This window comes from Haliea sp. E1-2-M8 (genome assembly GCF_030649675.1).
Taxonomy (GTDB): Bacteria; Pseudomonadota; Gammaproteobacteria; order Pseudomonadales; family Halieaceae; genus Haliea.
Map to the genome: position 1 here is coordinate 1 of NZ_JAUTDR010000023.1, position 24,790 is coordinate 24,790.

The 24,790-nt window shown below is 60.0% G+C and carries 25 protein-coding genes; 11 read left to right on the forward strand and 14 right to left on the reverse strand.

Features of this window, described 5'->3' with window-relative positions; translation table 11 throughout:
* The first annotated feature begins 193 nt into the window (after window positions 1–193).
* Both Q6D67_RS16745 and Q6D67_RS16750 read left to right on the forward strand, forming a co-directional pair.
* Complete coding sequence (locus Q6D67_RS16745; protein ID WP_304706821.1) at window positions 194–1,162, forward strand: UDP-glucuronic acid decarboxylase family protein; 969 nt, start codon at window positions 194–196, stop codon at window positions 1,160–1,162.
* Window positions 1,155–2,126 (forward strand): glycosyltransferase family 2 protein, encoded by a 972-nt coding sequence (locus Q6D67_RS16750; protein ID WP_304706822.1) that lies wholly within the window; start codon window positions 1,155–1,157, stop codon window positions 2,124–2,126. Before Q6D67_RS16745 ends, Q6D67_RS16750 begins: the two co-directional genes overlap by 8 nt.
* 193 nt (window positions 2,127–2,319) lie before the next feature.
* Here Q6D67_RS16750 and Q6D67_RS16755 read toward each other — a convergent pair whose 3' ends face one another.
* Window positions 2,320–3,048, reverse strand: a complete 729-nt coding sequence (locus tag Q6D67_RS16755; protein ID WP_304706823.1) for an FkbM family methyltransferase — start codon at window positions 3,046–3,048, stop codon at window positions 2,320–2,322.
* Window positions 3,049–3,112: 64 nt separating this feature from the next.
* Window positions 3,113–4,222: a glycosyltransferase family 1 protein gene (locus Q6D67_RS16760; protein WP_304706824.1), complete on the reverse strand. Its 1,110-nt coding sequence runs from the start codon at window positions 4,220–4,222 to the stop codon at window positions 3,113–3,115.
* A 146-nt stretch (window positions 4,223–4,368) separates the two neighbouring features.
* Here Q6D67_RS16760 and Q6D67_RS16765 point away from each other — a divergent pair, with 146 nt between their 5' ends.
* The 3 genes from Q6D67_RS16765 (at window position 4,369) to Q6D67_RS16775 (ending at window position 6,617) form a co-directional block, all read left to right on the forward strand.
* A complete protein-coding gene (locus Q6D67_RS16765) occupies window positions 4,369–5,205 on the forward strand; it encodes a class I SAM-dependent methyltransferase (RefSeq protein WP_304706825.1) in 837 nt (278 codons plus the stop codon).
* An 88-nt stretch (window positions 5,206–5,293) separates the two neighbouring features.
* Window positions 5,294–6,175, forward strand: coding sequence for a glycosyltransferase family 2 protein (locus tag Q6D67_RS16770; RefSeq protein WP_304706826.1), 882 nt, complete (start codon window positions 5,294–5,296; stop codon window positions 6,173–6,175).
* 40 nt (window positions 6,176–6,215) lie between these two features.
* Complete coding sequence (locus Q6D67_RS16775; protein WP_304706827.1) at window positions 6,216–6,617, forward strand: adenylyltransferase/cytidyltransferase family protein; 402 nt, start codon at window positions 6,216–6,218, stop codon at window positions 6,615–6,617.
* Between the two features lie 3 nt (window positions 6,618–6,620).
* Here Q6D67_RS16775 and Q6D67_RS16780 read toward each other — a convergent pair whose 3' ends face one another.
* The 4 genes from Q6D67_RS16780 to dxs are packed head-to-tail and all read right to left on the reverse strand — an operon-like array spanning window position 6,621 to window position 11,673.
* Window positions 6,621–7,793 carry a CDP-glycerol glycerophosphotransferase family protein gene (locus Q6D67_RS16780; RefSeq protein ID WP_304706828.1) on the reverse strand — a complete coding sequence of 391 codons (1,173 nt, stop codon included), beginning with the start codon at window positions 7,791–7,793 and terminating at the stop codon, window positions 6,621–6,623.
* 2 nt (window positions 7,794–7,795) lie between these two features.
* The gene (locus Q6D67_RS16785; protein WP_304706829.1) at window positions 7,796–8,911 is read right to left on the reverse strand and encodes a glycosyltransferase family 4 protein; all 1,116 of its coding nucleotides are present in this window, start codon (window positions 8,909–8,911) and stop codon (window positions 7,796–7,798) included.
* Window positions 8,908–9,672 carry a class I SAM-dependent methyltransferase gene (locus Q6D67_RS16790; RefSeq protein WP_304706830.1) on the reverse strand — a complete coding sequence of 255 codons (765 nt, stop codon included), beginning with the start codon at window positions 9,670–9,672 and terminating at the stop codon, window positions 8,908–8,910. Before Q6D67_RS16790 ends, Q6D67_RS16785 begins: the two co-directional genes overlap by 4 nt.
* A gap of 54 nt (window positions 9,673–9,726) precedes the next feature.
* Window positions 9,727–11,673 carry a 1-deoxy-D-xylulose-5-phosphate synthase gene (dxs, locus tag Q6D67_RS16795; RefSeq protein WP_304706831.1) on the reverse strand — a complete coding sequence of 649 codons (1,947 nt, stop codon included), beginning with the start codon at window positions 11,671–11,673 and terminating at the stop codon, window positions 9,727–9,729.
* On the opposite strand from dxs, the gene Q6D67_RS21845 reads away from it, so the two are divergent.
* Window positions 11,649–11,972, forward strand: a complete 324-nt coding sequence (locus Q6D67_RS21845) for a DUF4351 domain-containing protein (RefSeq protein ID WP_370551981.1) — start codon at window positions 11,649–11,651, stop codon at window positions 11,970–11,972. The two genes, dxs and Q6D67_RS21845, sit on opposite strands and share 25 nt — an antisense overlap.
* 128 nt (window positions 11,973–12,100) lie before the next feature.
* On the opposite strand, the gene Q6D67_RS16800 is transcribed toward Q6D67_RS21845, so the two are convergent.
* On the reverse strand, window positions 12,101–12,841 hold the full coding sequence (locus Q6D67_RS16800; protein WP_304706832.1) for a hypothetical protein: 741 nt from the start codon (window positions 12,839–12,841) through the stop codon (window positions 12,101–12,103).
* 182 nt (window positions 12,842–13,023) lie between these two features.
* On the opposite strand from Q6D67_RS16800, the gene Q6D67_RS16805 reads away from it, so the two are divergent.
* Window positions 13,024–14,223, forward strand: coding sequence for a diguanylate cyclase (locus Q6D67_RS16805; protein WP_304706833.1), 1,200 nt, complete (start codon window positions 13,024–13,026; stop codon window positions 14,221–14,223).
* A gap of 191 nt (window positions 14,224–14,414) precedes the next feature.
* Here the strand turns inward: Q6D67_RS16805 and Q6D67_RS16810 are convergent, their stop codons facing one another.
* Together Q6D67_RS16810 and yrfG are read right to left on the reverse strand one after the other, a co-directional pair.
* Window positions 14,415–14,810, reverse strand: a complete 396-nt coding sequence (locus Q6D67_RS16810; RefSeq protein WP_304706834.1) for an RNA-binding S4 domain-containing protein — start codon at window positions 14,808–14,810, stop codon at window positions 14,415–14,417.
* Window positions 14,807–15,496: a GMP/IMP nucleotidase gene (gene yrfG, locus Q6D67_RS16815; RefSeq protein ID WP_304706835.1), complete on the reverse strand. Its 690-nt coding sequence runs from the start codon at window positions 15,494–15,496 to the stop codon at window positions 14,807–14,809. Before yrfG ends, Q6D67_RS16810 begins: the two co-directional genes overlap by 4 nt.
* 272 nt (window positions 15,497–15,768) lie before the next feature.
* On the opposite strand from yrfG, the gene cysQ reads away from it, so the two are divergent.
* From cysQ to Q6D67_RS16830, 3 genes are all read left to right on the forward strand, one after another.
* The gene (gene cysQ, locus Q6D67_RS16820; protein ID WP_304706836.1) at window positions 15,769–16,647 is read left to right on the forward strand and encodes a 3'(2'),5'-bisphosphate nucleotidase CysQ; all 879 of its coding nucleotides are present in this window, start codon (window positions 15,769–15,771) and stop codon (window positions 16,645–16,647) included.
* Between the two features lie 81 nt (window positions 16,648–16,728).
* Window positions 16,729–16,977, forward strand: a complete 249-nt coding sequence (locus Q6D67_RS16825; RefSeq protein WP_304706837.1) for a YdcH family protein — start codon at window positions 16,729–16,731, stop codon at window positions 16,975–16,977.
* Window positions 16,978–17,184: 207 nt separating this feature from the next.
* Window positions 17,185–18,102, forward strand: a complete 918-nt coding sequence (locus tag Q6D67_RS16830; RefSeq protein WP_304706838.1) for an MBL fold metallo-hydrolase — start codon at window positions 17,185–17,187, stop codon at window positions 18,100–18,102.
* Between the two features lie 27 nt (window positions 18,103–18,129).
* On the opposite strand, the gene Q6D67_RS16835 is transcribed toward Q6D67_RS16830, so the two are convergent.
* On the reverse strand, window positions 18,130–18,600 hold the full coding sequence (locus tag Q6D67_RS16835) for a methylated-DNA--[protein]-cysteine S-methyltransferase (RefSeq protein ID WP_304706839.1): 471 nt from the start codon (window positions 18,598–18,600) through the stop codon (window positions 18,130–18,132).
* Window positions 18,601–18,611: 11 nt separating this feature from the next.
* On the reverse strand, window positions 18,612–20,042 hold the full coding sequence (locus tag Q6D67_RS16840; protein WP_304706840.1) for an AlkA N-terminal domain-containing protein: 1,431 nt from the start codon (window positions 20,040–20,042) through the stop codon (window positions 18,612–18,614).
* A 195-nt stretch (window positions 20,043–20,237) separates the two neighbouring features.
* On the opposite strand from Q6D67_RS16840, the gene Q6D67_RS16845 reads away from it, so the two are divergent.
* Window positions 20,238–21,494 carry a sterol desaturase family protein gene (locus Q6D67_RS16845; RefSeq protein WP_304706841.1) on the forward strand — a complete coding sequence of 419 codons (1,257 nt, stop codon included), beginning with the start codon at window positions 20,238–20,240 and terminating at the stop codon, window positions 21,492–21,494.
* On the opposite strand, the gene Q6D67_RS16850 is transcribed toward Q6D67_RS16845, so the two are convergent.
* The 3 genes from Q6D67_RS16850 to Q6D67_RS16860 are packed head-to-tail and all read right to left on the reverse strand — an operon-like array spanning window position 21,468 to window position 24,788.
* Window positions 21,468–21,818: a hypothetical protein gene (locus tag Q6D67_RS16850; RefSeq protein WP_304706842.1), complete on the reverse strand. Its 351-nt coding sequence runs from the start codon at window positions 21,816–21,818 to the stop codon at window positions 21,468–21,470. The genes Q6D67_RS16845 and Q6D67_RS16850 overlap by 27 nt on opposite strands.
* Before the next feature lie 58 nt (window positions 21,819–21,876).
* Window positions 21,877–22,788, reverse strand: a complete 912-nt coding sequence (locus Q6D67_RS16855) for a hydroxymethylglutaryl-CoA lyase (RefSeq protein WP_304706843.1) — start codon at window positions 22,786–22,788, stop codon at window positions 21,877–21,879.
* Window positions 22,785–24,788, reverse strand: a complete 2,004-nt coding sequence (locus tag Q6D67_RS16860) for an acetyl/propionyl/methylcrotonyl-CoA carboxylase subunit alpha (protein WP_304706844.1) — start codon at window positions 24,786–24,788, stop codon at window positions 22,785–22,787. The genes Q6D67_RS16855 and Q6D67_RS16860 overlap by 4 nt, the downstream gene beginning before the upstream one ends.
* Window positions 24,789–24,790 lie beyond the last annotated feature (2 nt).

Genomic DNA, 24,790 nt, shown 5'->3' on the forward strand with positions numbered 1-24,790 from the left:
CGCGCATTGTTTGGCCTCCAACCTGCGATTGCGCTATTTTCCCTCATTCGAGGGAGTTTTTCAGCAACCTGTTAGGAGGTGCGTGTTCGTGAATTTCACAAGTCAATTGATTTAGAGGCGCGAGTCTTTGAGTCTATTTATGCTGTAGCCATCAAGTAGGCCTTTATACTTTTATCTTTGGGGATACGTACCTGTGAAGAACTACAATAATCGCCCCCGTGTGCTCGTCACTGGCGGAGCTGGCTTCCTCGGATCTCATCTCTGCGAGAGGTTGCTGAACGATGGCCACGACGTTTTATGTCTAGACAATTTTTTCACTGGTACCAAGGACAACATAGCGCATTTGTTGAAGGACCCTAACTTTGAGGTGATGCGCCATGATGTGACCTTTCCGCTCTATGTAGAGGTTGATGAAATTTACAATTTTGCTTGTCCGGCCTCACCAATCCATTACCAGCACGACCCTGTCCAGACAACTAAAACTAGCGTTCACGGCGCGATCAATGTGCTGGGCTTAGCGAAGCGCACCAAAGCCAAAATATTTCAGGCTTCCACTAGCGAGGTATATGGCGATCCTCAGGTCCATCCGCAGCCGGAATCCTATGTCGGCTATGTGAATCCGATCGGCCCACGCTCTTGTTATGATGAGGGCAAGCGCTGTGCAGAAACGCTGTTTTTTGATTATCATCGACAACATCGATTGAACATAAAGGTCGCCCGCATCTTTAATACGTACGGCCCGCGCATGCATCCCAATGATGGAAGAGTGGTGTCCAACTTCATCATGCAAGCACTTCGCAATGAGCCAATTACTCTTTTTGGAGACGGTACTCAAACGAGGTCGTTCTGCTATGTGGACGATCTAGTCGAAGGCATTGTGCGGCTGATGAATGGCGACGATAATTTGACGGGCCCTATGAACCTGGGTAATCCCGGAGAGTTTACCATGATTGAACTGGCAGAAACGATTCACAGCCTGATTGGCTCACGTTCTGCGTTTATCTACATGCCTCTGCCCGCAGATGACCCCAAGCAGCGACAGCCAGACATCACAATGGCGAAAGAGACTTTAGAATGGGAGCCAGGGATAACTTTGGAAGAGGGATTGAAGAAAACCATTGGATACTTTGACGCATTGCTGAAAGGCAGAGCCAATGGCTGACCTTTCTACACCTTCAAACCCCTTGAGCACGGCAGTGCTTTTTCTGATATTTAATCGTCCAGACACGACAGCTAAAGTTTTTGAAGAAATTCGTCGAGCCAAACCACCACGTCTATATGTGGCCGCTGACGGCGCACGCGATGGAAGGGAAGGCGAGAATGATCGAGTGGAAAGTGCTCGTTCCATTGCGACAGCTATAGACTGGCCATGCGAGATTAAAACACTTTTCCGTGACAAGAATCTCGGATGTAAACGTGCGGTCGGTGAAGCAATTACGTGGTTCTTTGAGCATGAAGAACAAGGAATTATTCTGGAGGATGACTGTTTACCGCATGCGGACTTCTTTCGCTTCACGGAGGTAGTTCTTGATCGGTATAGAGATGACGAACGCGTTTCGGTCGTTACTGGAGATAATTTCCAGGATGGGAAATATCGTGGGAGTGCCTCCTACTACTTCTCTAAGTACAATCATTGCTGGGGTTGGGCGAGCTGGCGCCGTGCCTGGCGGCACTACCAAGGCGATATACCGTTTTGGCCGGAATGGTCACAGTCCGCTGATTGGTGCGAGAAGATGCCAGATCCTGTGGAGCGACGTTATTGGGCCAAAATATTTGAGCGCGTGCATGCCGGAGGAATAGACACATGGGACTATCCCTGGACAGCTAGTCTCTGGTTTCAAGGAGGTCTCACGGCTACACCAAATGTTAATCTGGTTAGCAATATTGGTTTTGGGCCTGACTCGACGCACACCCGTGCGCAGAAGAATCCCCTCGCGGCAATACCGATCGCGCCAATCGGGGAAATTATCCATCCAGCTGGCGTGGAGCGGTGTGCAGATGCTGATAAATATCTATTTGACTATTCTCACGGTGGCAGGTCACTCAGTTTTCCTTATACTATTCTGAGCTTTCCACGAAGAATTATTCGGTTTCTCCGCAGGCTTCTGGGTAAAAAGATCGCTTAGTCCTACCTGCTGCTGCCCCGAATTATATCATTGGCGGTGCTGAATATAAATTTACATGTTGGTAGCTCCGATCTTTGAGTTCCTATGCGCGGAGTGGCAAGATTGCTCAATATCTCCTTTTACAGGAGTGGAGTTTCCATCAGTGGTCCAAAACGTTCAGGTAAATATGTTGTTAGCTCTGTGAAGTGTAGAATTATATCTTTCCGTTGTTCAGGAAAATAAGATCCGTCTGCAAAGTTTGCCCCGTGCGCAAATCTATAAAATTTGGCTGGAGCGCCCACAAAGTGAATCCGGAGAGTTCAATTCTACTGAGTATTTCCATCCAATGGTGGGCGCCAGCATAGAGAGGTGCTAGGGATACCTCACAAATAATTCCGGCCGCATGACGGAGAGTTTCTGAGCCACCTTCCAGCACCTCCCACTCGAACCCCTGAGTGTCAATTTTAAGAAAATAGTCAACGCCGTACGCAAGGTATTGTGGAGCAACACTGTCAAGCCTCGTTATTGCAGTCACTTCACTGTCAGTGTAACTGGAGCCTTTCGACGCATCGCTGTGAAGCTTAAGCATTGGTAAGACTGAAGAACTTTCCGAATTGCCGGCAATATTGATACCAATATTACCCTCACTGTTGCCAATGGCTGTGCGGGGGTGAATAGTCCAGTTGGATACGCCTTGCGCATTCAGCAACAAAGTTCTGTGCGCGGTACTAAGGGGCTCGAAACTCACTACATCGCCTCTATATCCAGCAGAAAATAGTCCTTTCGCAAACTGTCCTGTATTTGCGCCAATATCGAGTACATTCTTAGCTCCAACGCGCTCGATGCTCTTGAGGATTTGGGTATTAGCGTCGGTTTTAGCGGAAATGCGGTTCACTTTCAAACCTAACGTACGTAAAAATCTCGCTATTGTGTTATCCAACAAATTTGTATCCTTTATGCACAAATTATCTCCAACCATGGCGCGGTCTCAATAAATTTCACAGTGTTTAAAGCAACTCTCGATATACCTCTAATGTTTCCTCGGCACATCTTTTCCACGAGTAATTCTTTAGACGTTCTTGACCCAAGCGAACCAGGTCATTGCGGCGACTCGCAGAGAATACTACGATTTCAATTGCTGTAGAGAGCTGATGATAATCGGTTGGATCAAAAAACTCTGCCGCCTCCCCAAGAACCTCCGGCATGGAGCCTGCGCGACTACTAACTACGGGGCAATCGTTGGCCATAGCCTCTAAGGGTGGAATTCCAAATCCTTCGTAAAGGGAAGGGTAAACAAAGGCCGAAGCATGTCGATAAAAGCTCCTGAGGCTTGCGTCGTCACCTGTATGGTGCTGTACTTGATCTAGCTTGAGTCCAAGCGTACCCATGAGTTTTATCTCTTGATGAGTAAACGGATGACTGCCAAACGCCACGATATCCAATTCCTTTCTCAAAATAGTTGATTGGGAAAATGACTCGATAAGGAACTTGAAGTTTTTGTAGCCTTCCCGCTTCCCAACATAAAGGATATATGGACGACTTGGATGTTTATATGGTGAACGCTCATGCGTTAGATGGCAGCTCTCTGGCGAATCGAAACCGAGGTGCACGACAGATGTCTTGCTATAAGGAACTGATGTGAGCTCCAAAAGATCCCTTCGTGAATTTTCCGAGACACAAATGATATGATCAGCTCGATCCAATGCCTTCATTTTAGTATGCGATGTGCGGTCGTTAGCCTTGAAGTGGTGGGGCATTTTCTCATGTATCATGTCATGAAGCGTTACAACACAGGGAACATTCGTAGGAGAAATGGGGCGAGTTGCGTAGTAGGTCTCATGCATTATTTGAGGCTTCCATGCCGCTATTTTCGCTTTTGAAAAATTGAAGTTTATGTAACGAAGGAGTGGAAGCGTTCCTCGTATTTTCAAAGACAAATGGATACCACTCAATGTTTCAGGGTGTATATTGTTAAGGTGCTTGTTCAAATATACTGGTGCAAAAATTCTCACATCTTGTTGTTGTTCATCCAGCTCAGATGCGAGTCGGGTTATGTATCTTGATACTCCGCCATAGATTTGAAGCGTAAATATTTGTGAGTCAAATGCGATGCGCATCAGATGTCGCCAAGGCAGAGAAAGGGCATTTTGTGTTGAGCTTCCTTAGAACGTTAAGCATGACGTTTACGCAGAGGTATTCTAGAAAATGAAAATCTACAGAAAAATGAGTCTATGAGCAAGTTAAGGTGGGAAGGAGAGGGTCAATGCCCGTAGTAGCGAAAAATTCGGAAGAATTTGAGGTGAATCGCTGTCGACTTTGTGGTGGAAAGCTAGTGCTTAAGTTCTCTAGTACAGTTCTAGAGAGGTACTCAGTGAATTACTTTTTATGTCAGACATGTCGTTCACTGCAGACAGAGCATCCTTTTTGGCTAGGAGAGGCTTATCAAACGTCGAGCTTGTCTCTACTGGATACTGGAGCGGCTCAACGAAATCTCCATAATCTTGCTATATGCTATTTTGTTGTGAAGCTGTTCTCCGCACCGAATGTGTTAGATTTCGGTGGCGGGGACGGTTTTCTATGTCGATTGCTTCGAGATTATGAGGTCAATTGCTACCTAATGGACTCGCACGCTAGCCCCGTATACGCTCAAGGATTTACTGACCCAGGCTCAGAAATCCTTAATATGATAACTGCGTTTGAGGTGGTAGAGCATTTTTCTGATCCTGCGCGGGAGATGGATGAAATATTTAGTCAAGGTGCCAAAGTGGTTCTGTTGAGCACCTTATTGTACGAAGGTCAAGGAGAAGACTGGTGGTACCTCGCGCCCGAAACAGGCCAGCATGTTTTCTTCTATGGTGAAAAGGCAATGGAGCTACTGGCTGCTCGTTATCAATACGACTTGGTAGCCGCAAATGGCTATTTTTTGTTCGTACGCGAAGCCTCTTTGATTCGTAAAGGGTTATTTAGGCTGTTCATGGTATCCCTTATTAGACGTGGATTCAGAGCCCTGATGATGCTGCTTCCAGCGAGAGGCGTATGGCGGGACCATTCTGCTCTCCAAGTTAGGTCGTCAAGACTTGGTGTGCGCGACCAGGCTTGAGCGTGTTGGTGAAATATTTAGAAATTGGGTTCTTCTAATTCGCCTTGTTTGTTTGCTATTTCGAAGACATCTCGGGTTTGATTTGACAATGTACTTGATAATTACAGATTTTAATGGCTTCGAGCAGACTAGAATCTGTCTGCAGTCCTTGCGATATAGCCGGTACAAAGAATATTCAGTGGTGCTGGTTGATCATGGAACTTCTGACTTGACTGCTAGATGTGTGGCTACGGAGTTTCCGGAGGTGGAGCGTATCTCCGGATCACCAGATCTTTGGTGGGCCGGAGCCACCAACCTTGGCGTTCGTCAAGCTTTAGCACAAGGCGCTGAGCGCATCATGCTATTGAACAATGATTGCTACGTAGATCCGGACACGCTATCCATCTTGGATGAATTGGCTGCTTCGCTTCCCGATGCAGTTATAGCGCCTGTTCAGAGGTGTTGGCGTACCGGCGAAATAACGAAGTCTGTTGTTCGAAGCTTTTTTTTGCTGGGCTTTCCAACCTTGGTGTTGCCTTGGAAAATCCCGAGAACCCGGAGTGCTGGCTCGTTGGAGCGAGTCAGTCTAATAAGTGGAGGTCGAGGAGCAATTATAGCGGCTTCCGTGTTTGAAAAAGTGGGCTTGTTCGACGAGCAGGCGCTGCCACACTATTACGCTGATCATGATTTTTTCTTGCGAGCGAATGACCTCGGTGTACCGCTGTATTTGGCTTCTGGTGCCTCGGTTTCCATTGATGATACGCGCACGAGTATTGCGTTCCAGATGGAAAAAATGAGTATTCGGGACTTTTTCAAGTCTTTACATAGCATACGGTCTCATAGAAATATCAGCGCTATCCGGGTATTGTTTCGTAAGCACTATCCAATTCCGGGCCTACACTGGGCTGGGATCTTTCTTTATTACCTCCGATATTTGGTAGTTTACTGCTATAAGCGGAGCATCGCTATTCTTGGGCTCAGCCGTAAGTGAACAGTGCAATTTAGCGGAAATATTTGGAGGCGAGAGCGCCTTGACTTCCAGGAACAAAAAAGTAATTACTTTCGGCACATTCGATGTGTTTCATGTTGGTCATCTGAAGATTTTGGAGAGAGCTAGATCCTTGGGTGATCGACTGTTTGTCGGCGTATCCACCGATGCCCTCAACCAATCCAAGAAGGGGCGCCCACCCGTTTACAGACAGGAGGAGCGCGTCGAGATTATAGCTGCTCTCCGTTGCGTAGATGAGGTATTCCTTGAAGAATCCCTCGAACTCAAAGGCGATTACATCAGGCAGTTCCGCGCCGATGTGCTGGTCATGGGCGACGACTGGCGCGGCCGTTTCGATGACTTTAGTTCGCTCTGTGAGGTGGTGTATTTGCCCCGCACCCCGGCCATATCCACTACTGAAGTTATTGAGAGGATCCGGTACTAGTATTCATCGGGCGGTATCTGGAGTTAGCTCTGTAAGCCTTTCCAACTGTTTGCGCGCTGAGCGGACACCCGTGAATTTCCCATAGAGCGCCGTGATCGTCTCGCGCTGCCGTGCAGTATAAACATCCTCGTAAGCCCCCGGTGTTAGCAAGTATTTCCTCAATGCTGTTCTGAGTTCCTCGAGGTTGGGGATGAGACAACCGAAACGGTACTCCGGGCCCAGTGAGAATCCGTGCTTGAAAGGGGCTGGTACATCAAGGAACAGGGTTGGTCTTTCCAGCGCCATGAAGTCAAATGCAATGGAAGACCAGTCGCATATCAGGATGTCCGTAGCTAACAGCAGGTCCTCGGTGTCCGGGTAGTCCTTCTGGGGGCAGTAGAGAATATCATCGCTATCCCCACCGCTGATGCTTGCGTTGAGATGGGCGCGAATCACCAGGCGTGCGCCCACTGAGGCACAGGTTTCGGCCAGGGCTGTGGTGAACTCTTTTTGTGACGCTCCAAAGGGGAACAGTTCCCTGCCGGCATCGTCCTGCCGCCAGGTGGGCGCATACAGCACCAGTTTCTGGTCCTTGGGTATCATTGCCCAGCCCCGGAAGGTCGAGGGTGGAGAGGGCCGCTGGAACAGCTTGTCGGTTCGCGCATAGCCCAGGCTTTTCACTTTTTCTGGAGAGAACCCGAAACGTTCAACGTACAGGTCCTTCAGTAGTGGTGAGGAAACCCACACTTCATCGTGGCGATGTTGGAGCTTGAAATCCTCAGGGGTGAAACCTTTGAAGGGTATACCGTGCCACACATCCACAAAGCGTATGTTGCTGAGATAAGTCAGGGGCAGCATGGCGTGCAATCCATGGTCGGTGATTATCACTGAGCAACGGCTGAGATTGCGCATGTCGCGCCAGCGGAAACACGCGAGAGTGTGAATTCCTTTGGTCCGAAGCTCTTGATACTGTGTTGGGTCTAGTGTGAGACAAGCCAATTCCAGGTGGTCTGGGCCAGTTTGGCGCCACTCCTCATAAAGCGCTTTGAGGTTGCCGTTGAATTGGTGCCCGTAGAGGATGATAAGCGGCTTGGCTGGCCTGACAGTAAATGACCGAAGAGCGATCGCTAGCAGGGTATAAAGGCCCTGGAGGATGAGTAATCGCCAATGGCTTAGCTTCCTGCGGTCTACTTTCATGCCTAAGTGCTGCAAACCAGTGGGCGGATCTCCCGGTTGAATCGGGACCATTCAAAACGCTTCGCATGTTTCCGGTATGCATCGGTAGTAGCGTCAGTGTCCTGCAAAAAGCTGGAAACGGCTTCTCTGAGTTGCTCGTACTGCCCAATCTCAACCAAATTACCGCCGGAAGGTAGTACAGCGTCTTCGACTCCACCCACTTGAAAAGCCACCGTAGGCGTCCCCATCGCAGCCGCCTCAATCGCCACCATCCCGAATCCTTCCACATCCCCCGGCACGTCTATCAGCGGAAATAGATGAACTGTTGCGCAGGCGTAGGCGGTTTCCAGGTCCTGGTCATCCACCTGGCCCAGGAACATCACCTCGTCGGTCAGCCCGGTCTCGTCAATTGCAGCCATCACCTCTGCTTTTTCACCCTGCCGATTCAGGCTGTCGCCTGCGTTGTCTCCCACCACCACGAGCCCCGCATCCGGGCAGACTTGCAGGATAGCGGGCAGGCTATTGCGAATAAACGGGGAGAGGCCCTTGCGGCGGGTGATCCGGCCTGCAAAAAGCATGTAGCGGCTGTAGGGAATGCGGTAGCGCTGCAGGAATTCCCGCTTCCTGTCTTCGTCCGGGAGTTCCGGTATGTGCGTACCAGGATGGATGATGGTGATCCGTTCTTCTGGCACGCCTTTCTCGACGGCCAGGCGCTTGGTGTTGCGGCTGTTGGCCACTACCTGGTCGGCCCGCCGCAGGGTCGGGATGAACAGGCGCTGGTAGAGCCAGTGGTCCACGATGATGTCCAGGCCGTGCACCAAAATCAGGGTGCGGCACCGGAACAGGGTCTTGAGTAACAATAACAACGGAGCAATCAGCCCGCTGCCGCCTATCACCACATCAAACCGTCCCCTGCGGACAATGCGTAGCGCAGTAAGTGTGGACCCAACCAGAAACCCTGCAAGCTTGTTGCTACATTCGTGCGTCGCGACCGTATCCGGCAGGTACTCGCGGCAGCCGGTGGGCCCAATTACGGTGACTTCCGCATACTCTGCCGCCCCCAGCACCAGGTTGTGCAGTAGTCGCTCCATGCCACCGACCAGCGGTGGCAGATTTCGTGTAATTACCAGCACTTTCACGCTGCAGTGTCGCCGGGCTTTTGCAGTAGCCAGATATGCGGCGTTGCCCAGGGGGCACGGCGGGCCACGGTCTTGGCCAGGCGCCACTTGAGGCTGCCGGGGGTCAACATGTAGTCCGCGCCGAAGCGGGCGGGGTCCTGAATGATGGCGCGGGAATAGTCATGTAGTTGGAAGCTACTGCACAAGGCCTTCAGGGCCCGGTAACTCAGGTGCTGTTCGTGGTAGTACTCACCCTTGCCGGCCAGGCGCATATAGCGGTGTGCCAGGGGACGCGGCAGTACTGACAGCAACGGCAGACGATAGTGGGGCTCCATCCACATCACCCGGTTGTTGCCGGAAAAATAGCAGAAGCCGCCGGGTTTCAGCACCCGGTGGATTTCGTCGAACATTGTCCTGGCATCGGGCACGTGTTCGTAAACATGGGAACACACCACCACATCGAACTGCTCACTCGCAAAGGCCAGTTGCATGGCGTCGCCCTGGGCGTAGTGCAGGTTGGGCTTGTCGAAGTTGGCCTGGGCCCAGGCCATGGCGGGTGCGTCGATGTCGATACCGGTAACGCTGCCAAAGTGGTCGGCGAGAAAGTTGTCGATAATGCCGCTGGAGCTGCCCACGTCTAGCACACTAAGGTGGCTCAAGTCCTGCCGTTGCAGGAAGTCCTGGCATACCCGGACCAGGGTAACAGCCTTGCGTTCGCGTTCCGCCAGGTTGAAAACAGACGGTTTGAGTTCGGAGTACTTGAGCTGGTAGCTGCGGGTCACGGCTGCGGGGTCAGTGCCGGCATGGGGTCAGGGCCAAGCTGCTTGAGATGAACGTCAGGAGCTCTTCTGGGTCAGTACCGCGGCTTCCACCGGCGCGATTTTCATCCGCGCGGGCAAGGCTTGCTGCACACTCCGCACAATCCCCTCCCCATCCAACCCCAACACCGCCATCTGCTCCTCCTGACTGGCATGCTCCACAAAGCTGTCCGGCAGCCCCAGGTGCAGGCAGGGCGTATCCACATGGTGCCGCGCCAGCAACTCGTGCACCCCGCTACCGGCGCCGCCGGCCACTGCATTGTCTTCCACCGTTACCAACAGCTCGCAGCTCGCCGCCAGGGCCATGATCAGCTCTTCATCCAGCGGTTTCACCCAGCGCATATCGACCACTGTGGCGTCCAGCGCTTCGCCGGCCTCCACTGATGCGGCCAGTACGGTGCCAAAGGCGAGAATCGCCACCTGCTGGCCTTCGCGCACGGTGACTGCCTTGCCGATCTCCAGCGCTGTCATTTCATGAGCGATCAGGGCGCCGGGGCCGTTGCCGCGGGGGTAGCGGATGGCGGCCGGGCCGGTGTAGTCAAAGGCGGTGTAGAGCATCTGCCGGCACTCGTTTTCGTCCGAGGGCGCGCCGATCACCATGTTGGGGATGCAGCGCATATAGCTCAGGTCAAAGGCGCCGTGGTGGGTGGGGCCGTCCTGGCCGACCAGACCGGCGCGGTCGATGGCGAAGGTGACGTCCAGGTTCTGCAGGGCGACGTCGTGGATAAGCTGGTCGTAGCCGCGCTGCAGGAAGGTGGAGTAGATCGCCACCACCGGCTTCAGGCCGTCGCAGGCCATGCCCGCGGCCAGGGTCACGCAGTGCTGCTCGGCAATGGCAACGTCGTAGAAGCGTTGCGGATACTGCTTGGCGAACTCCACCATGCCGGACCCCTCGCACATGGCCGGGGTAAGGCCGATCAGACGCTGGTCCAGGGCCGCGGTGTCGCAAAGCCAGCGGCCGAACACGTCCTGGTACTTGAGTTTTTTCGGGCTGGGGGAGGGCGCTAGCTGGTTCTGCTGTGGCCCCTTGGGCACGGCTTCGATCTTGTTGATGGCGTGGTAGCCCACCGGGTCCGCTTCCGCCGGGGCAAAGCCCTTGCCCTTCATGGTGCGGATGTGCAGGAACTGCGGGCCTTCCAGGTCTTTCATGTTCTCCAGGGTCTGCAACAGCTGCGGCAGGTCGTGGCCATCCAGGGGGCCGATATAGTGCCAGCCCAGCTCCTCGAACAGGGTGCCGGGGGCGACCATGCCCTTCATGTGCTCTTCGGTGCGCTTGGCCAGCTCCCAGGCGGGCTTGATGCGGCTGAGGAGATTTTTGGTGCCCTTGCGCAGCGCGATGTAGGTCTTGCTGGCCCAGATCTTGGCGAAATAGGTGGCCAGGCCGCCGACGTTGTGGCCGATCGACATCTGGTTGTCGTTGAGAATGCACAGCATGTTCGGGCGCACGTGGCCGGCGTGGGCCAGGGCTTCGATGGCCATGCCGCCGGTAATGGCGCCGTCGCCGATCACCGCCACTACCTTGCGCTCGATTCCCTGCTGCTGCGCCGCCAGTGCCATGCCCATGGCGGCGGAAATGCTGGTGGAGGAGTGGCCGACGCCGAAGCTGTCATACTCGCTCTCGCTGCGCTTGGGAAAGCCTGACAAGCCGCCTGACTGGCGGATGCTGTGCATCTGCTGCATGCGCCCTGTCAGGATTTTGTGCGGGTAGGTTTGGTGGCCGACGTCCCAGACGATGCGGTCGTGGGGCGTGTTGTAGATGGTGTGCAGGGCGATGGTCAGTTCCACCACCCCGAGCCCCGCGCCAAAATGCCCGCCGCTCTGGCCCACGGTATACAGCAGGTAGGCCCGCATCTCCTCGCTCAGACTTAGCAGCTCCTCTTCGTCGAACTCGCGCAGGGGTCTACCCTGGTCGATGGCGCTCAGCAGGGGTGTGTGCGGCAGTGTGGCGGGGATTTTGCTCAGCATTGCTGGATTCTAGCGCATTGTCGTGGGGTTGTGATCACATTTTCGCGTTTCCGCGGAAACGCGTCCGCAGGGCCCGGGGAGGGCAGTTCCATCAAATTTGGCCATGTGCTTGTCGGCTTTGGTCGCGCGAAGAAGGTGAGAGAAAGGTCCTTCGCCGCCAGCTGACTCGGCGCTTTGGTGAACGGCCTGCCTGGGCAGCGGAGCGACTCGACGCCGCCTCCGCCGTGGAACTGGAGGCATGGGCCGAGGAGATTCTCGATGCCGGGAGTCTTGAGGAGCTGTTCGTGCGTTCGGGATAAAAGCGTCTCTGCGGAGGCGCTTTTTGGTTATAAATGGTGCCAGGAGAAGAGCCATAAAGATATAAAGCACTGCTGGACCCGAAGACTGAATGTATCTGCTATAGGCGGCCGGATTAACAGGGGCGATGTCATTTTCGAGAGACGCTTTGCCCTTTTCCACCAACTTCGGCCAGCGTATCCTGCAGCAGTAGCTCCAGCCGCGCATAGCCCTGGCCGTTCAGATGCATGCCATCGGGCCGGAAATACCGTCCGCTGGGCTTGCCGGCCAGATCCTGCAGCAGCGGGTTGGGGTCCAGCACCGTCACCCGCAGCCGCTCGCCGGCCCAGGTCTGCAGGCGCCGCCTGACCTCGTCAATGGTGGCGTAGTCCTCGGGATAAAACGGTGATTTCACCGGCACAAATACCACAAACCGGCCGTTTTCCCGCAATCTGGCATCCTTTGTCTCCAGGTCTGCAATCGCGGCTGCCAGCGCGGTGGCATCCTTGTGGTCGCGCAGGTGGAATTCGCTGCTGCCGGGCAGCAGCACCAGGGTGGCGGGGCGGTAGAAGCCGATCAGACGGTCGTAGTAATAGGCCACGTCCTCGACGATGGCGCCGCCCAGTCCGCGCATCAATACCGGCTGTGGCGCCAGCAGTTCCGGCAGGCCCTGCCACAGCTTGACCCGGCGACCCCCGACCACCAGCACCGGCTGGTTCGGCAGTGCTGCGCGCTGGTCGGCGCGGGTATAGGCCCGCATTTCGCCCTCCCAGGCGGTGGGGGAACTCTGCATGGTCTGCAGGGTGTCCTGGGCGACCAGCCAGGCGAAGTGCCCGATCGGGATCAGCAGCAGGGCCAGGCAGACGTTGCGGATGGCTTTCCAGGAATACACGGCGTGCTCCAGTGATGTTGCGGGGATTCTGTCCCAAACCTGTGCAGGTGGCAATTGCGCTACCCACTGGAGTGTGCGCTGGTTCGCAACCAGGGGCCCAACTGGTGCCGGGCGTGTGACCTGAGTCGCAAGCCGCGCGCGCCGGGTTGGCGCTCCGGCCCGCTTCGGGGCAGGATTCACCCATGATCTATCAACGCCACATACCGAACGAGGAGCTGTTCGCATCGCAGCTGGAAATGGTGATGCAGAACGGCCGCATCGCGAGCATCGTTGCCAACCTGTTCGGGGTGGCGGTGGCGCTGGTATTGTTCTGGCAGTTCGTGCCGCTCACCTGGCTGCTGCTGTGGGCCTCCTGTGTGCTGATTCTGCTGCTGGTGCGCTCGCTGTTCATGAGCAACGCCCTGGTGGAGCGGCATTATCAGCGCAACCCGGCGCGGGTGTACTGGGGCCTGCTGCTGGGCGCCACCCTGACCGGGCTGGTCTGGGCCTCCGCTTTTATCCTGATGGCGCCGCGAGTACCGGACGGGCTGCAGCAGGTGTTCCTGTTGGTGATCTTCATGATCAGCCTGCTCTCCGTGGGTGCGACCCTGGCCCTGCGCGAGTATTTCCTGGCCCAGTTCTACGCCGCGCTCTGGCCGATTGGCTGGTGGTGCCTGGTGCACTATTGGGAGGGGCCCTTCAACCTGTTGATCGGGTTTGTGACCCTGGCAATCTGCGCGCTGATGCTGGTGGTGAGCCACCGGGTGCACTCCTCGATCCGCAACCTGATCGCGGTCAACTGGCAGCGGGAGACCATGTCCCGGGAATTGGCGGACCTCACCAACAGCCTGCGCGACCGCAACCGCCAGTTGCGCGATGCCCGCCGCCAGCTGACGGACCTCGCCAATGTCGATGAGCTGACCGGGCTGGGCAACCGGCGCCTGGTGAACCGGGTGCTGCAGGAGGAAATCAACCGCGCCCGTCGCAACGGTGGCACGCTGGCGGTGATCCTGCTGGATGTGGACTACTTCAAGCCCTACAACGATACCTACGGCCACATCGCCGGCGACAAGGTGCTGCAGCAACTGGCGGATGTGATGCAGCGGGCGGTGACCCGCGCCGGTGAGGTGGTGGCGCGCTACGGCGGCGAGGAATTCATCCTGATCCTGCCCGGCGCCAACGAGGAAGTGGCCCGCCGCACCGCCGAGCGCCTGCGCCAGCTGGTTGTCGAGGAACATATCCCCCACGGCGAGTCACCGGTGGCGCCCTACATCACCGTGAGCCAGGGCCTGGTGGCAGTCGCCCCCGGTGGTGAACTGATCCCCGGCGACCTGGTGCGCCTCGCCGACCAGGCGCTGTACCGGGCCAAGGATGAGGGCCGCAACGCCATCGTGGTGGGGTGATCGATTCCCTGTTGTTTCACTATTGTGGTGGAGTGACCACTCCCCTGTTGTTTCACTATTGTGGTGGGGTGACCACTCCCCTGTTGTAGGAGCGCGGTCCCCGCGCGATGAGGAGTTCGCCCGCGGAGCGGGCTCCTACGGTGCGCGATTGGTCGCCCGCAGGGCGGGCTCCTACAGGGTTGCGGAGCCTGTCAGTCCCCGGGCTGCTCCTTGAACCGGTGAATCTGCCGCCGCTGCTTCTTGGTAGGGCGGTGCGCGGGCCGGTCGATCATGCCGCCAGCGGCCTTGCGCGCCGCTGCCTCGCTCTCCCGTTTGGCGATGCTCGCTTCAGTTTCGCTATACAGTTGCTGCGCCTCGGGGGCACCGCGGCGCTGGTCTGACAGCGCCTCCACCACCACCTCGCGCTGATCAAAGCCCTGGCGGATCTGCAGGCGGTCCCCGACCGCGACTTCCTTCGACACCTTCACCCGCTGCCCGTCCAGATGCACCTTGCCGCCCTCGATGGCGGCCTTGGCCAGGCTGCGGGTCTTGAAGAAGCGCGCCGCCCACAGCCACTTGTCCAGGCGCAGTTTGCCGGGTTCGTTCATGTCGGGCTATTGGCCGCGCCAATGCGGGGCAGCGTGCCGGGCATGATTTCGTCGAAGTGGTGGATGCCGGGGAAGCGGGTGTCGATGCGCTTCTGGTGCTGGCTGTCGGGTTGCAACAGGGTGAGCAGGTGGGCGATGCCGTACTGGCGGGCGGATTCCAGCACGCTTTCGGTATCGTCGATCAGCAGGGTGCGGTCCGGATTGAAGGGGTGCAGCTTCTGTAGCGCGTGCCAGAAGGCCTGGTCCTCCTTTGGCGCCTCCAGGTCGTGGGACACCACCAGGCGGTCGAACCAGGCGGTGATGTCGATCTGCGACATCTTGATGTCCAGGGTCTTGCGGTGGGCGTTGGTGACCAGCACCACCTCGCAGGGCCCGGCGTGCAGCTGTTGCAAAAACTCCAGGGCGAAGGGGCGCAGGGCGACCATGTGCTGGATTTCCCGCTTCAGCGCCGGGATATCCATGTCCAGCTGGGCGCTCCAGTAATCCAGGGAGTACCAATCCAGGGTACCCTGCTGGCCGCCAAAGCGCCCGTGCAGGGAAGCTGTGGCATCGGCCTCGGGAATACCGTATTTGGCGGCATACAGGCGCGGCAGGTGGTCCAGCCAGAAGTAGTTGTCGAAGTGCAGGTCCAGCAGGGTGCCGTCCATGTCCAGCAGAACCGTGTCGATGCTGTCCCAGTCAATCATACGTGCGGGCGACCTTTGCGGGTGGCGGGCCATTATGCCGGGTTTTGGCTGGGGCGCACAGCCCGGGGCGCCCAGCCCGGTGGGAGCCCGGTGGGAGCCCGGGATTGTGGGAGCCCGGGGTTGTGGGAGCCCGCTCCGCGGGCGATCGGTAACCATCGCCCGCAGAGCGGGCTCCCACGGCAAGGGGTGGGGATCAATCGCGCGGGGACCGCGCTCCTACGGTACAGCGGGGCGGTGATATAATCCATGCTTCGCGTCCAAGGTGCCCTGCCGTGCATGACCTGAGAGCCCTCGTCTCCCCCCTGCTGCAGCTCTGTTATGAGGCCGGGGAGTTGATCTGCCAGCACTATCACGCCCCCGGCGACAGTGGCCTGAGCTCGAAGGCGGACGATTCCCCCCTGACCCACGCCGATCTCGACTCCCACGTCCATCTGCGCGACGGGCTTGCGCAACTGACACCGGGCCTGCCCCTGCTGTCCGAGGAGTCCTCCCCTGCAACCAAGGCCCAGCGCCGCACCTGGCCGCGCTTCTGGCTGGTGGATCCGCTGGACGGCACCAAGGAGTTTGTCGCCGGGACCGGCGAATTCACCATCAATATTGCCCTGGTCGAGGATCACCGGCCGGTGCTGGGAGTGCTATATGTTCCCCTGCAGAAGCTGGCCTACGTCGGGATTCCCGGTGACTTCGCCGCCCGCTTCAGCACCAGCGACGGGCTGGCCTGGGAGCGCCAGACGCTGGCAGCTCTGCCGCTGTCAGCCGACGATGACAGCGGCGGTCTGACCGTGCTCGCCAGCCGCCGCCACCGCAACCATCAGCTCGATGCCTGCCTCGCCTGGCTGGAGGCCCGTCGCGGTCCCCTGCAGCGGGAAAACAGCGGCAGCGCGCTCAAGTTCTGCCGCCTCGCAGAGGGCCGCGGCGACGTCTACCCGCGGTTCTCCCCCTGTTGCGAGTGGGACGTTGCTGCCGGCCAGGCACTGCTGGAGGCCGTCGGCGGCAGCGTGCTGGGCCTTGACGGCGAGCCCTTGCGCTATAATTGCCGCGACACTCTGTTGAGCCCGCACTTCCTGGCGGTTGCGGATGCGGGCAGCCCACTGTGGCAGGAACTGTTGGCCAACCAGCGCCAGTTCGCGCCGCCCGCGGGCAGCGCTTGAAGTCGAGCTTGTGCAGGGAAAGCAAGAAGGTATAGAGTTGTCGGTCACCGGGAATCTGCCTGGGCAGGAGGCAGTCCGAGAATGAATGAACCACCACGCAGCCTGTTTGGCAACGGCGAGGAAAATGCCGCCAACGAGGAGATCACGCCCGCCATGCGGTTGATGCAACTCATGGCGCGGCATCGTGCGCTGGATGAAAGAATCGAGGAACTGTACGAATTCCCCTACAAGAACCAGATTCTGCTGCAACGCCTGAAAAAGGAAAAGCTGCGCCTGAAGGACTGCATTGAGCGCCTGAAGGACGAACTGATTCCGGATCTCAACGCCTAGCTGCGGGAACTGTGGGAGCCCGCTCTGCGGGCGATAAAAGAGTCGCGGGCGATGAGGGAATCGCGCACGGAGTGCGCTCCCACAGCCCGGCCGTAGGAGCCCGCTCCGCGGGCGATGAGCCTGACTGTAGGAGCCCGCTCCGCGGGCGAAGGAAAAGGATCGCGCACGGAGTGCGCTCCTACCCAACCAACCATCGGGAGATAGACCATGCTCCAGTCCAGTTTAAGAATTGCCCCCGCTGCCGTGGCCGCCGCACTCTTGGCTGCCTGCGCCCTCGCCACGTCCGCCGCTGCCCAGAATCAGGAAGCATCCCCCACCGTCACCACCAGCGCCCTGACCGGCAACCTGCACCTGCTGCAGGGCCGCGGTGGCAACGTGGTGGCGTCCGTCGGCGAGGACGGCGTCCTGATCATCGACGACGACTACGAGGAAATGGTTCCGGCCTACGAGGCGGCCCTGACTGACCTGGTCGGCGCCGACGCCAACCCGCGCTTCGTAATCAATACCCACTGGCACCTGGACCACGTCGGCGGCAACCTGTTCTGGGCCGATCGCGGCGCGGTCGTGGTGGCGCACACCAATGTCCGCGAGCGTATGTCTACCCGCCAGGAGATGAAGATCTTTGATAGCGTGGTCGAGCCCAGTCCCGCTGGCGCTCTGCCGGTTATCACCTACGGCGACTCACTGGCGCTGCACTTCAACGGCGACGATATCGAGGTCCAGCATCACGCCTCAGCCCACACCGACGGCGACAGCGCGGTCTACTTCACCAATGAAAACGTGGTCCACATGGGCGACCTTTTTTTCAAGGACGGCTTTCCCTTCGTCGACCTGGGGTCGGGTGGTTCAGTCGCCGGTTATGTCGCTGCCGCCGATGCGGTGTTGGCGCGCGTGGATGACTCCACCGTGATCGTGCCCGGCCACGGCAGCCTCGCCGACAAGGCAGATCTGCAGCGCTACCGGGACATGCTCGCCACCACCAGCGCCGCGGTACAGGCGCGTCTCGCGGCGGGAGAATCCGTGGACAGCATCGTCGAAGCGGGTCTGGGCGAGGAATGGGAAAGCTGGGGCGCCGGCTTCATCAATGAAGCCAAATGGATCGGCTTTATCGCCAACAGCCCCTGATCGGGCGCGCAACCCACCCGCGTCTGTTCAGGATGCGGGGTAGCTCCCCTCCAGCGTCAGTAGCTTCACCTTGAGCGGCAGGCCGCCGCCAAATCCGGTCAGCGAGCCGTCGGCGCCGATCACCCGATGGCAGGGCACCACGATCGGCAGCGGGTTGCGGCCATTGGCTGCCCCCACCGCGCGCACGGCGCTGGGCTTGCCGATGGCATACGCGATATCCCGATAGCTGCGCACTTCCCCCCAGGGGATGGCTGCCAGTGCCTGCCACACGCTCTCCTGGAACGCTGTGCCCCTGGCGGCCAGGGGCAGCTCGAAGCGCTGGCGTCGGCCGGCAAAATATTCCCCGAGCTGGCTGCGGGCGGAGCGCAGCACGCTGTCGGGGCTGGCGCTGTCCTGTTCGCCACTGTACTGCCCGGGGAAGTTGATCGCGGTCAGGTGGCTACCGTCGCTCACCAGCTGCAGGGGCCCCAATGGGCTGTCGATCGTCAGTCTGTTCACGATTGTCTCCTTCATGTATCGAGGCTGCGCCACAGCAGGTTGGCGGCATAGGCGCGCCAGGGTTGCCAGCGCTCGCTGGCCTGGTGCAGGGGATCTGCCGCCTGCGGCAGCGCCTCCCAGGCTCGCATCAGGCCCAGGTCCCGGGGCGGGAAGGCGTCTGGCTGGCCGTGCCCGCGCATTGCGACCATCGCGGCGGTCCAGGGCCCGATCCCGGGCAGGGCCAGCAGCTGCGCCACGGTTAGCTCCTCGCCGGCTGCCAGCAGTTGGCAGACTGCGCGCAGGGTGTCGCGGCGTCGGGTGGGCATGGGGAAGTGGCTGTCCTCCAGCGCGGCAATGGCTGCCGGGGCGGGGAATTCGCGGGCGTTGCCGGCCTCGGGGGCCGCGGCGGCGGCCAGCCTTGAGCACACGGTGCGTGCCGCCACAATGCTTACCTGCTGGCCGACAATAGCCCGCACCGTTGCCTCTTCGACACTCCAACAGACCGGGGAACGCAAGCCGGGGAAGCGTTGCAGCAGTGTGGCCAGCGCGGGCTCCTGCCCCAGCGACGCGGCGATCACCCCGGGGTTGGCGTCCAGGTCGAACATGCGCCGCACCCGCTGCACTACCGGCATCATGGCGGCGAGATCCGGCAGCCGCAGCTCCAGTTCCAGGGCCTGGCGGGCGGGCAGGTGGCGCACACAGATCGCACCGGGCTGCTGTTGCCACAGAATGGTGCGCCGGTAGCATTCGTCGTCGGCTGACTCTACCCCCTCCACCGCATGGCGACTGAAGAAATCCAGCACTCCGTCCCAGTCATAGGGCGGCCGGTACTGCAGCTGCAGGCGTATATCGGCGCGGGTGGAACTGGCCTGCGGGGGCCGCCGCATGGCGCTGGGTGGCTTGCTGAAGCTGCTCTGGAAGGCACTGTTGCAGCGCCGTACGCTGCCGAAACCCGCGGCATGGGCGATGTCGATGACCGGCAGGGTGGTCTCCTGCAATAGCTGGCGGGCGAACAGCAGGCGCTGGTTGTGGGCAACCGCGACCGGTGACACACCCAGCTCGCGCTGGAACAGCTTGCGCAGGTGGCGCTCACCGACCCCCAGCCTCGCGCACAGTGCGGCGAGGCTGCCCTCGTTCAGTGCTCCCGCGCGTATCAGCTCCAGGGCGCGCTGCACCGTGACTGAACTGCCCTGCCAGGCCGGGCTCCCCGGGGCCGCTTCCGGGCGGCAGCGCAGGCAGGGCCGGAACCCGGCCGCGGCCGCCTGGCTTGCCTCGCGGAAATAGGCGACGTTCTGCTCCGCCGGCGGGCGCGCAGGACACACCGGCCGACAGTAAATGCCCGTGGTGCGTACCGCGAGGAAAAACAGGCCGTCAAAGCGGGCGTCGCGCGCCAGCCGGGCGCGGCGGCAGACCTCGGGGTCGAGGTCGCGGGCGGATACTGTCTGGACAGGGCTTTCATTCATGGCCTCACTATAGTTCCGCCCCCGGTACTCTGGCTAGCCAGAATCGGCCCTGGCAACATGCCCCGTGAGTTCGTAGCAAACTCAGCCACACTTGGCCAAATCCCAGCCGAAGGCTACTATTCTGCCATTGGCATTCGATTTCCCGGAGGGCAGACCGTTGGTTGGACATTCCCCGCAACGACAGACGGTCAGCGCGTGAACCTGGTCGTCTACGCGGTACCGTTTTTTATCCTGGCCATGCTGCTGGAGCTGTTCTATGGCTGGCGCAAGCGGCGCAATACCTACCGCCTCAACGACAGCGTCGGCAGCCTGTTCCTGGGCACCCTGAGCCAGGCCCAGCGTTTCCTCACCCTGGGGGTCGGTGGCTACGTCTACTACCTGATTACCGAATACTTTTCCCTGCCGCTGATGGACCCCGGCCACTGGTGGACCTGGCTGTTGGCAATGGTGCTGTACGACTTCTGCTACTACTGGCTGCACCGGCTCGGCCACGAGCGCACCATTCTCTGGGCCGCGCATGTGGCGCACCATCAGAGCGAGGACTACAACCTGAGCACTGCCCTGCGCCAGACCAGCACCGGGTTTCTGCTTGGCTGGATTTTCTACATTCCCATGTTCGTGTTGGGCATTCCGGCGGAGGTGGTGGTCACCGTGGGCTCCCTGAACCTGATCTACCAGTTCTGGGTCCACACCGAACATGTGCCGAAACTGGGCTGGTACGAGTGGCTCTTCGTCACGCCCTCCAACCACCGGGTGCATCACGCGCAAAACGACCGCTACCTGGACCGCAACTACGGCGGCCTGTTCATCATCTGGGACCGCTTGTTCGGCACCTTTCAGGAAGAGCTGCCGGAAGAGCCCTGCGTCTATGGCATCCGCGGTCCCCTGCGCAGCTTCAATCCACTGCGGGCGCTTACCCACATCTATGTCGACATGGCCCGCGACAGTTGGCACACCCGCCGCTGGCGGGACAAGCTCCGGGTCTGGGTGGCGCGCAATGGCTGGCGCCCGGCGGACGTGGCGGCACGCTTCCCCCGGGCCAAGACGGACCTGGCCAGTTTCGAGAAATATGACCCCAGGGTTCCGCCGGCGGTGGGCTGGTATGCACTGTTCCAGCTGGGGGCGGTGGTCAGCCTGTTGAATGTCATGCAGTTCAGCGCCGTGGACTATGTGGCCGGGGTGGTACTGGTGCTGGCTCTGCTGGCGACCACGGTGACCACCGCCCGGTGGCTGGACGGCGGCGAGCCGGCGGCCATCCTGCGCTGGGAAGGCATGCGCCTGGCTACGCTGGCGGGCCTGCTGGGGATTGCCTGGCTCTCGGGAGTGGCGCCACTGCCGTTGCTGGCGGGCTTGCTGTACCTGGCACTTAACGCGCTGGCATTGCCCTGGCTGGGGCGCAGGGAGCACGCCATACCGGCCCCAAACCTAGATGCTGGGCAGATGTCGCACTGACCACAGCACCCGGCCGCACAGCAGCACTACTGCCAGGTCCGAGGCAAAGCGCAAAACCTGTGCCGCGGGCCACGGCCAGGGCAGGCCGCTGAGCAGGAGGATACCCGCGCAGGCCGCAGAGACGCCAGCGGCGACAAACAGGGTGAAGCGGGAGCGGCCGTAGAGGCCAATGGCGACCAGCAGGTAGACGCTGCCGATCAGGGCGGTGAGCAGGACATCCTCACTGAGCCGGTAGCGCCACAGGCTGGCAATCTGCAGCAGCCCGCTGACGGCGACGATGGTGGCGGCGGCGTAGCGCTGGAGTCTGACGGGCGGTGGCGGCATGCAGGGTCCTGTATTGCTTCCGGCCAGACTTTAGCACGGCGTGAACCACCCCGGTACGTCAGCAGACCTTCTCGCCCCCACCCAGGGCACGGGCGACCCGGGAACCATTGGCGCGGCCCAGCGCGGCGGAAATGCGCTCGCCGGCGGCAACCAGCGCCTGCAGGTCGACGCCGGTTTCGATTTCCAGTCCGTCCAGCATGTACAGCACATCCTCGGTGGCGACGTTGCCGGAGGCGCCTTTGGCATAGGGGCAGCCCCCCAGCCCGGCGACGGAGGCATCTACTGTGGCGATGCCATGCTGCAGGCCCACCAGGATATTGGCCAGCGCCTGGCCGTAGGTGTCGTGGCAGTGCAGGGCCAGTTGCGGCGCCGGAATGTCGGCCAGCAGGCAATCCAGCAGGCGCTGCATGCTGCCGGCACTGCCGGTGCCGATAGTGTCGCCCAGGGAGACCTCGTAGCAGCCCATGTCCAGCAGGCTGCGAGCGACCTGCAACACCGTTGCCGGCGCGATCTCGCCCTCATAGGGGCAGCCCAGGACGCAGGAGATGTAGCCCCGCACTGGTAGCTCCGCCGCCTGCGCCGCGGCCATTACGGGCTCGAAGCGCTGCAGGCTTTCGGCGATGCTGCAGTTGATATTCTTCTGCGAGAATGCCTCGGAGGCCGCGGCAAACACGGCCACTTCATCCGAGCCCGCCGCCAGCGCCCGTTCGAAGCCCTTGAGGTTCGGGGTCAGGGCGGTGTAGCGCACCCCGGGACGGCGCTTGAAACCGGCAAACACCGCCTCGCTGTCAGCCATCTGCGGAATCCACTTCGGGTTCACGAAGCTGCCCGCTTCGATCACCTTCAGGCCAGCAGCGCCGAGGTCATCGATCAGGCGTAGCTTGGCTTCCAGGGGCACGAGGTCGGGTTCGTTCTGCAGCCCGTCCCGGGCGCCGACTTCGACCAGGGTAACGGTCCGTGGTAACGTCATGACCCTTCCTCTTCAGCGCTGAAGGCCAGCAGCTCCGCGCCGCCGTCCACCAGGTCGCCGGCGGCAAAGAAAAATTGCTCGACCACTCCGGCGACGGGCGCGCGAATGGTGTGCTCCATTTTCATCGCCTCCATGACCAGCAGCGGGGTCTTCGCGTCCACCCGGGCGCCGGGCTCCACCAGCAGGGTGACCACGGTGCCGTTCATGGGCGCGGCAAGGCCGCTGCCCGCGCCGCTGCCGTCGGTTTCGCCGGTATCCGGGCGCACCTCGCGGAAGTGGCAGGCGCCATCGGCCAGATACAGGGTAAAGCCGTCCTCGGTGCGGGCCAGGGTGGCGCGCTGGCGGTGGCCGGCGTGCTCTACCTGCAGCAGGTCACCGTCAAGCTGTCCGCGCAGAATGTCGTCGCGGCCGTTGCTGCGAATGTGATAGCTGGCATCCTGATGCTGGATCACTGAAACCGGGAAATCCTGCTGGTGGCAGTGCAGCACGAACTCGTGGGCGTGGGGTTCGTTCAGGCGCCAGGCACTGCCGCTGTTCCAGGGTGACCAGGGGTCGGTGCTGCCCCCGGGCGCGGCCTGCTGTTGCCGGTACAGCAGCAGGGCCAGGGCCGCCAGTGGCAACTCGCGCTCCAGATCCTGTTCCCGCTCGTGGAATATCAGCGCGCTGTGGCGCTCGATAAAGCCCGTGTCCAGCTCGGCGCGCTGGAACGGCGCGGCGGTGGCCAGGTTGTAGAGGAAGTCCAGGTTGGTGACGGTGCCGCCGATGCGGTAGTCCATCAACGCAGTGGCCAGGCGCTGCAGAGCGCGCTCGCGGGATTCGTCCCAGACGATCAGCTTGGCGATCATCGGGTCGTAGTAGACGCTGATCTCATCGCCCTGCTGCACGCCGGTGTCGACCCGCACATGGGGGGATTCCGCCGGTGGGCGCAGGTAGGCGAGGGTGCCGGTAACCGGCAGGAAATCGTTGTCCGGGTCCTCGGCGTAGACCCGCGCCTCGAAGGCGTGGCCGCGCAGGACCAGCTGCGCCTGGGTCAGGGGCAGGGTCTCGCCCGCAGCCACCCGCAACTGCCACTCCACCAGGTCCTGGCCGGTGATCATCTCCGTGACCGGGTGCTCGACCTGCAGGCGGGTGTTCATCTCCATGAAATAGAAGCTGCCGTCCTCGTCCAGCAGGAACTCCACCGTGCCGGCGCCGCGGTAGTCGATGGCCTGGGCGGCCTGCAGGGCGGTGTTGCCCATGGCCTCGCGCAGCTCGGCGGTCATGCCGGGGGCGGGCGCCTCCTCAATCACCTTCTGGTGCCGGCGCTGCACCGAACAGTCCCGCTCCGCCAGATAGATGCCGTTGCCGTGGTTGTCGCAGAACACCTGCACTTCCACGTGGCGCGGTTTGGTCAGGTACTTCTCCACCAGCATGGTGGCGTCGCCGAAACTGGCGCTGGACTCGCGCTGGGCCGCGGCCAGGGCGGCGTCGAACTCCTCCGCCGACCACACCTGGCGCATCCCCTTGCCGCCGCCGCCGGCGGTCGCCTTGAGCAGCACCGGGTAGCCCATCTTGTCCGCTTCCGCCTGCAGCAGGGCCGGATCCTGGTCCGCGCCGTGGTAACCGGGCACCAGCGGCACCCCCGCCGCGCCCATGATCTCTTTCGCCGCCGACTTCGACCCCATGGCCTCGATGGCGCCGGTGGGCGGCCCCACAAAGCAGATGCCATTGTCCGCGCAGGCCCGGGCGAAGCCGGCGTTCTCCGACAGGAAGCCGTAGCCCGGGTGAATTGCCTCGGCGCCGGTACTGAGCGCGGCTTCGATGATGTGTTCGATCACCAGGTAGCTTTCCCGCGCCGGTGCCGGGCCGATATGCACCGCCTCGTCCGCCAACTGCACATGCAGGGCATTGCGGTCGGCATCGGAATAGACCGCCACCGTGGCAATGCCCAGCCGCCGCGCAGTGTGGATGATGCGACAGGCGATTTCACCGCGGTTGGCGATCAACAATTTGGTGAACATGC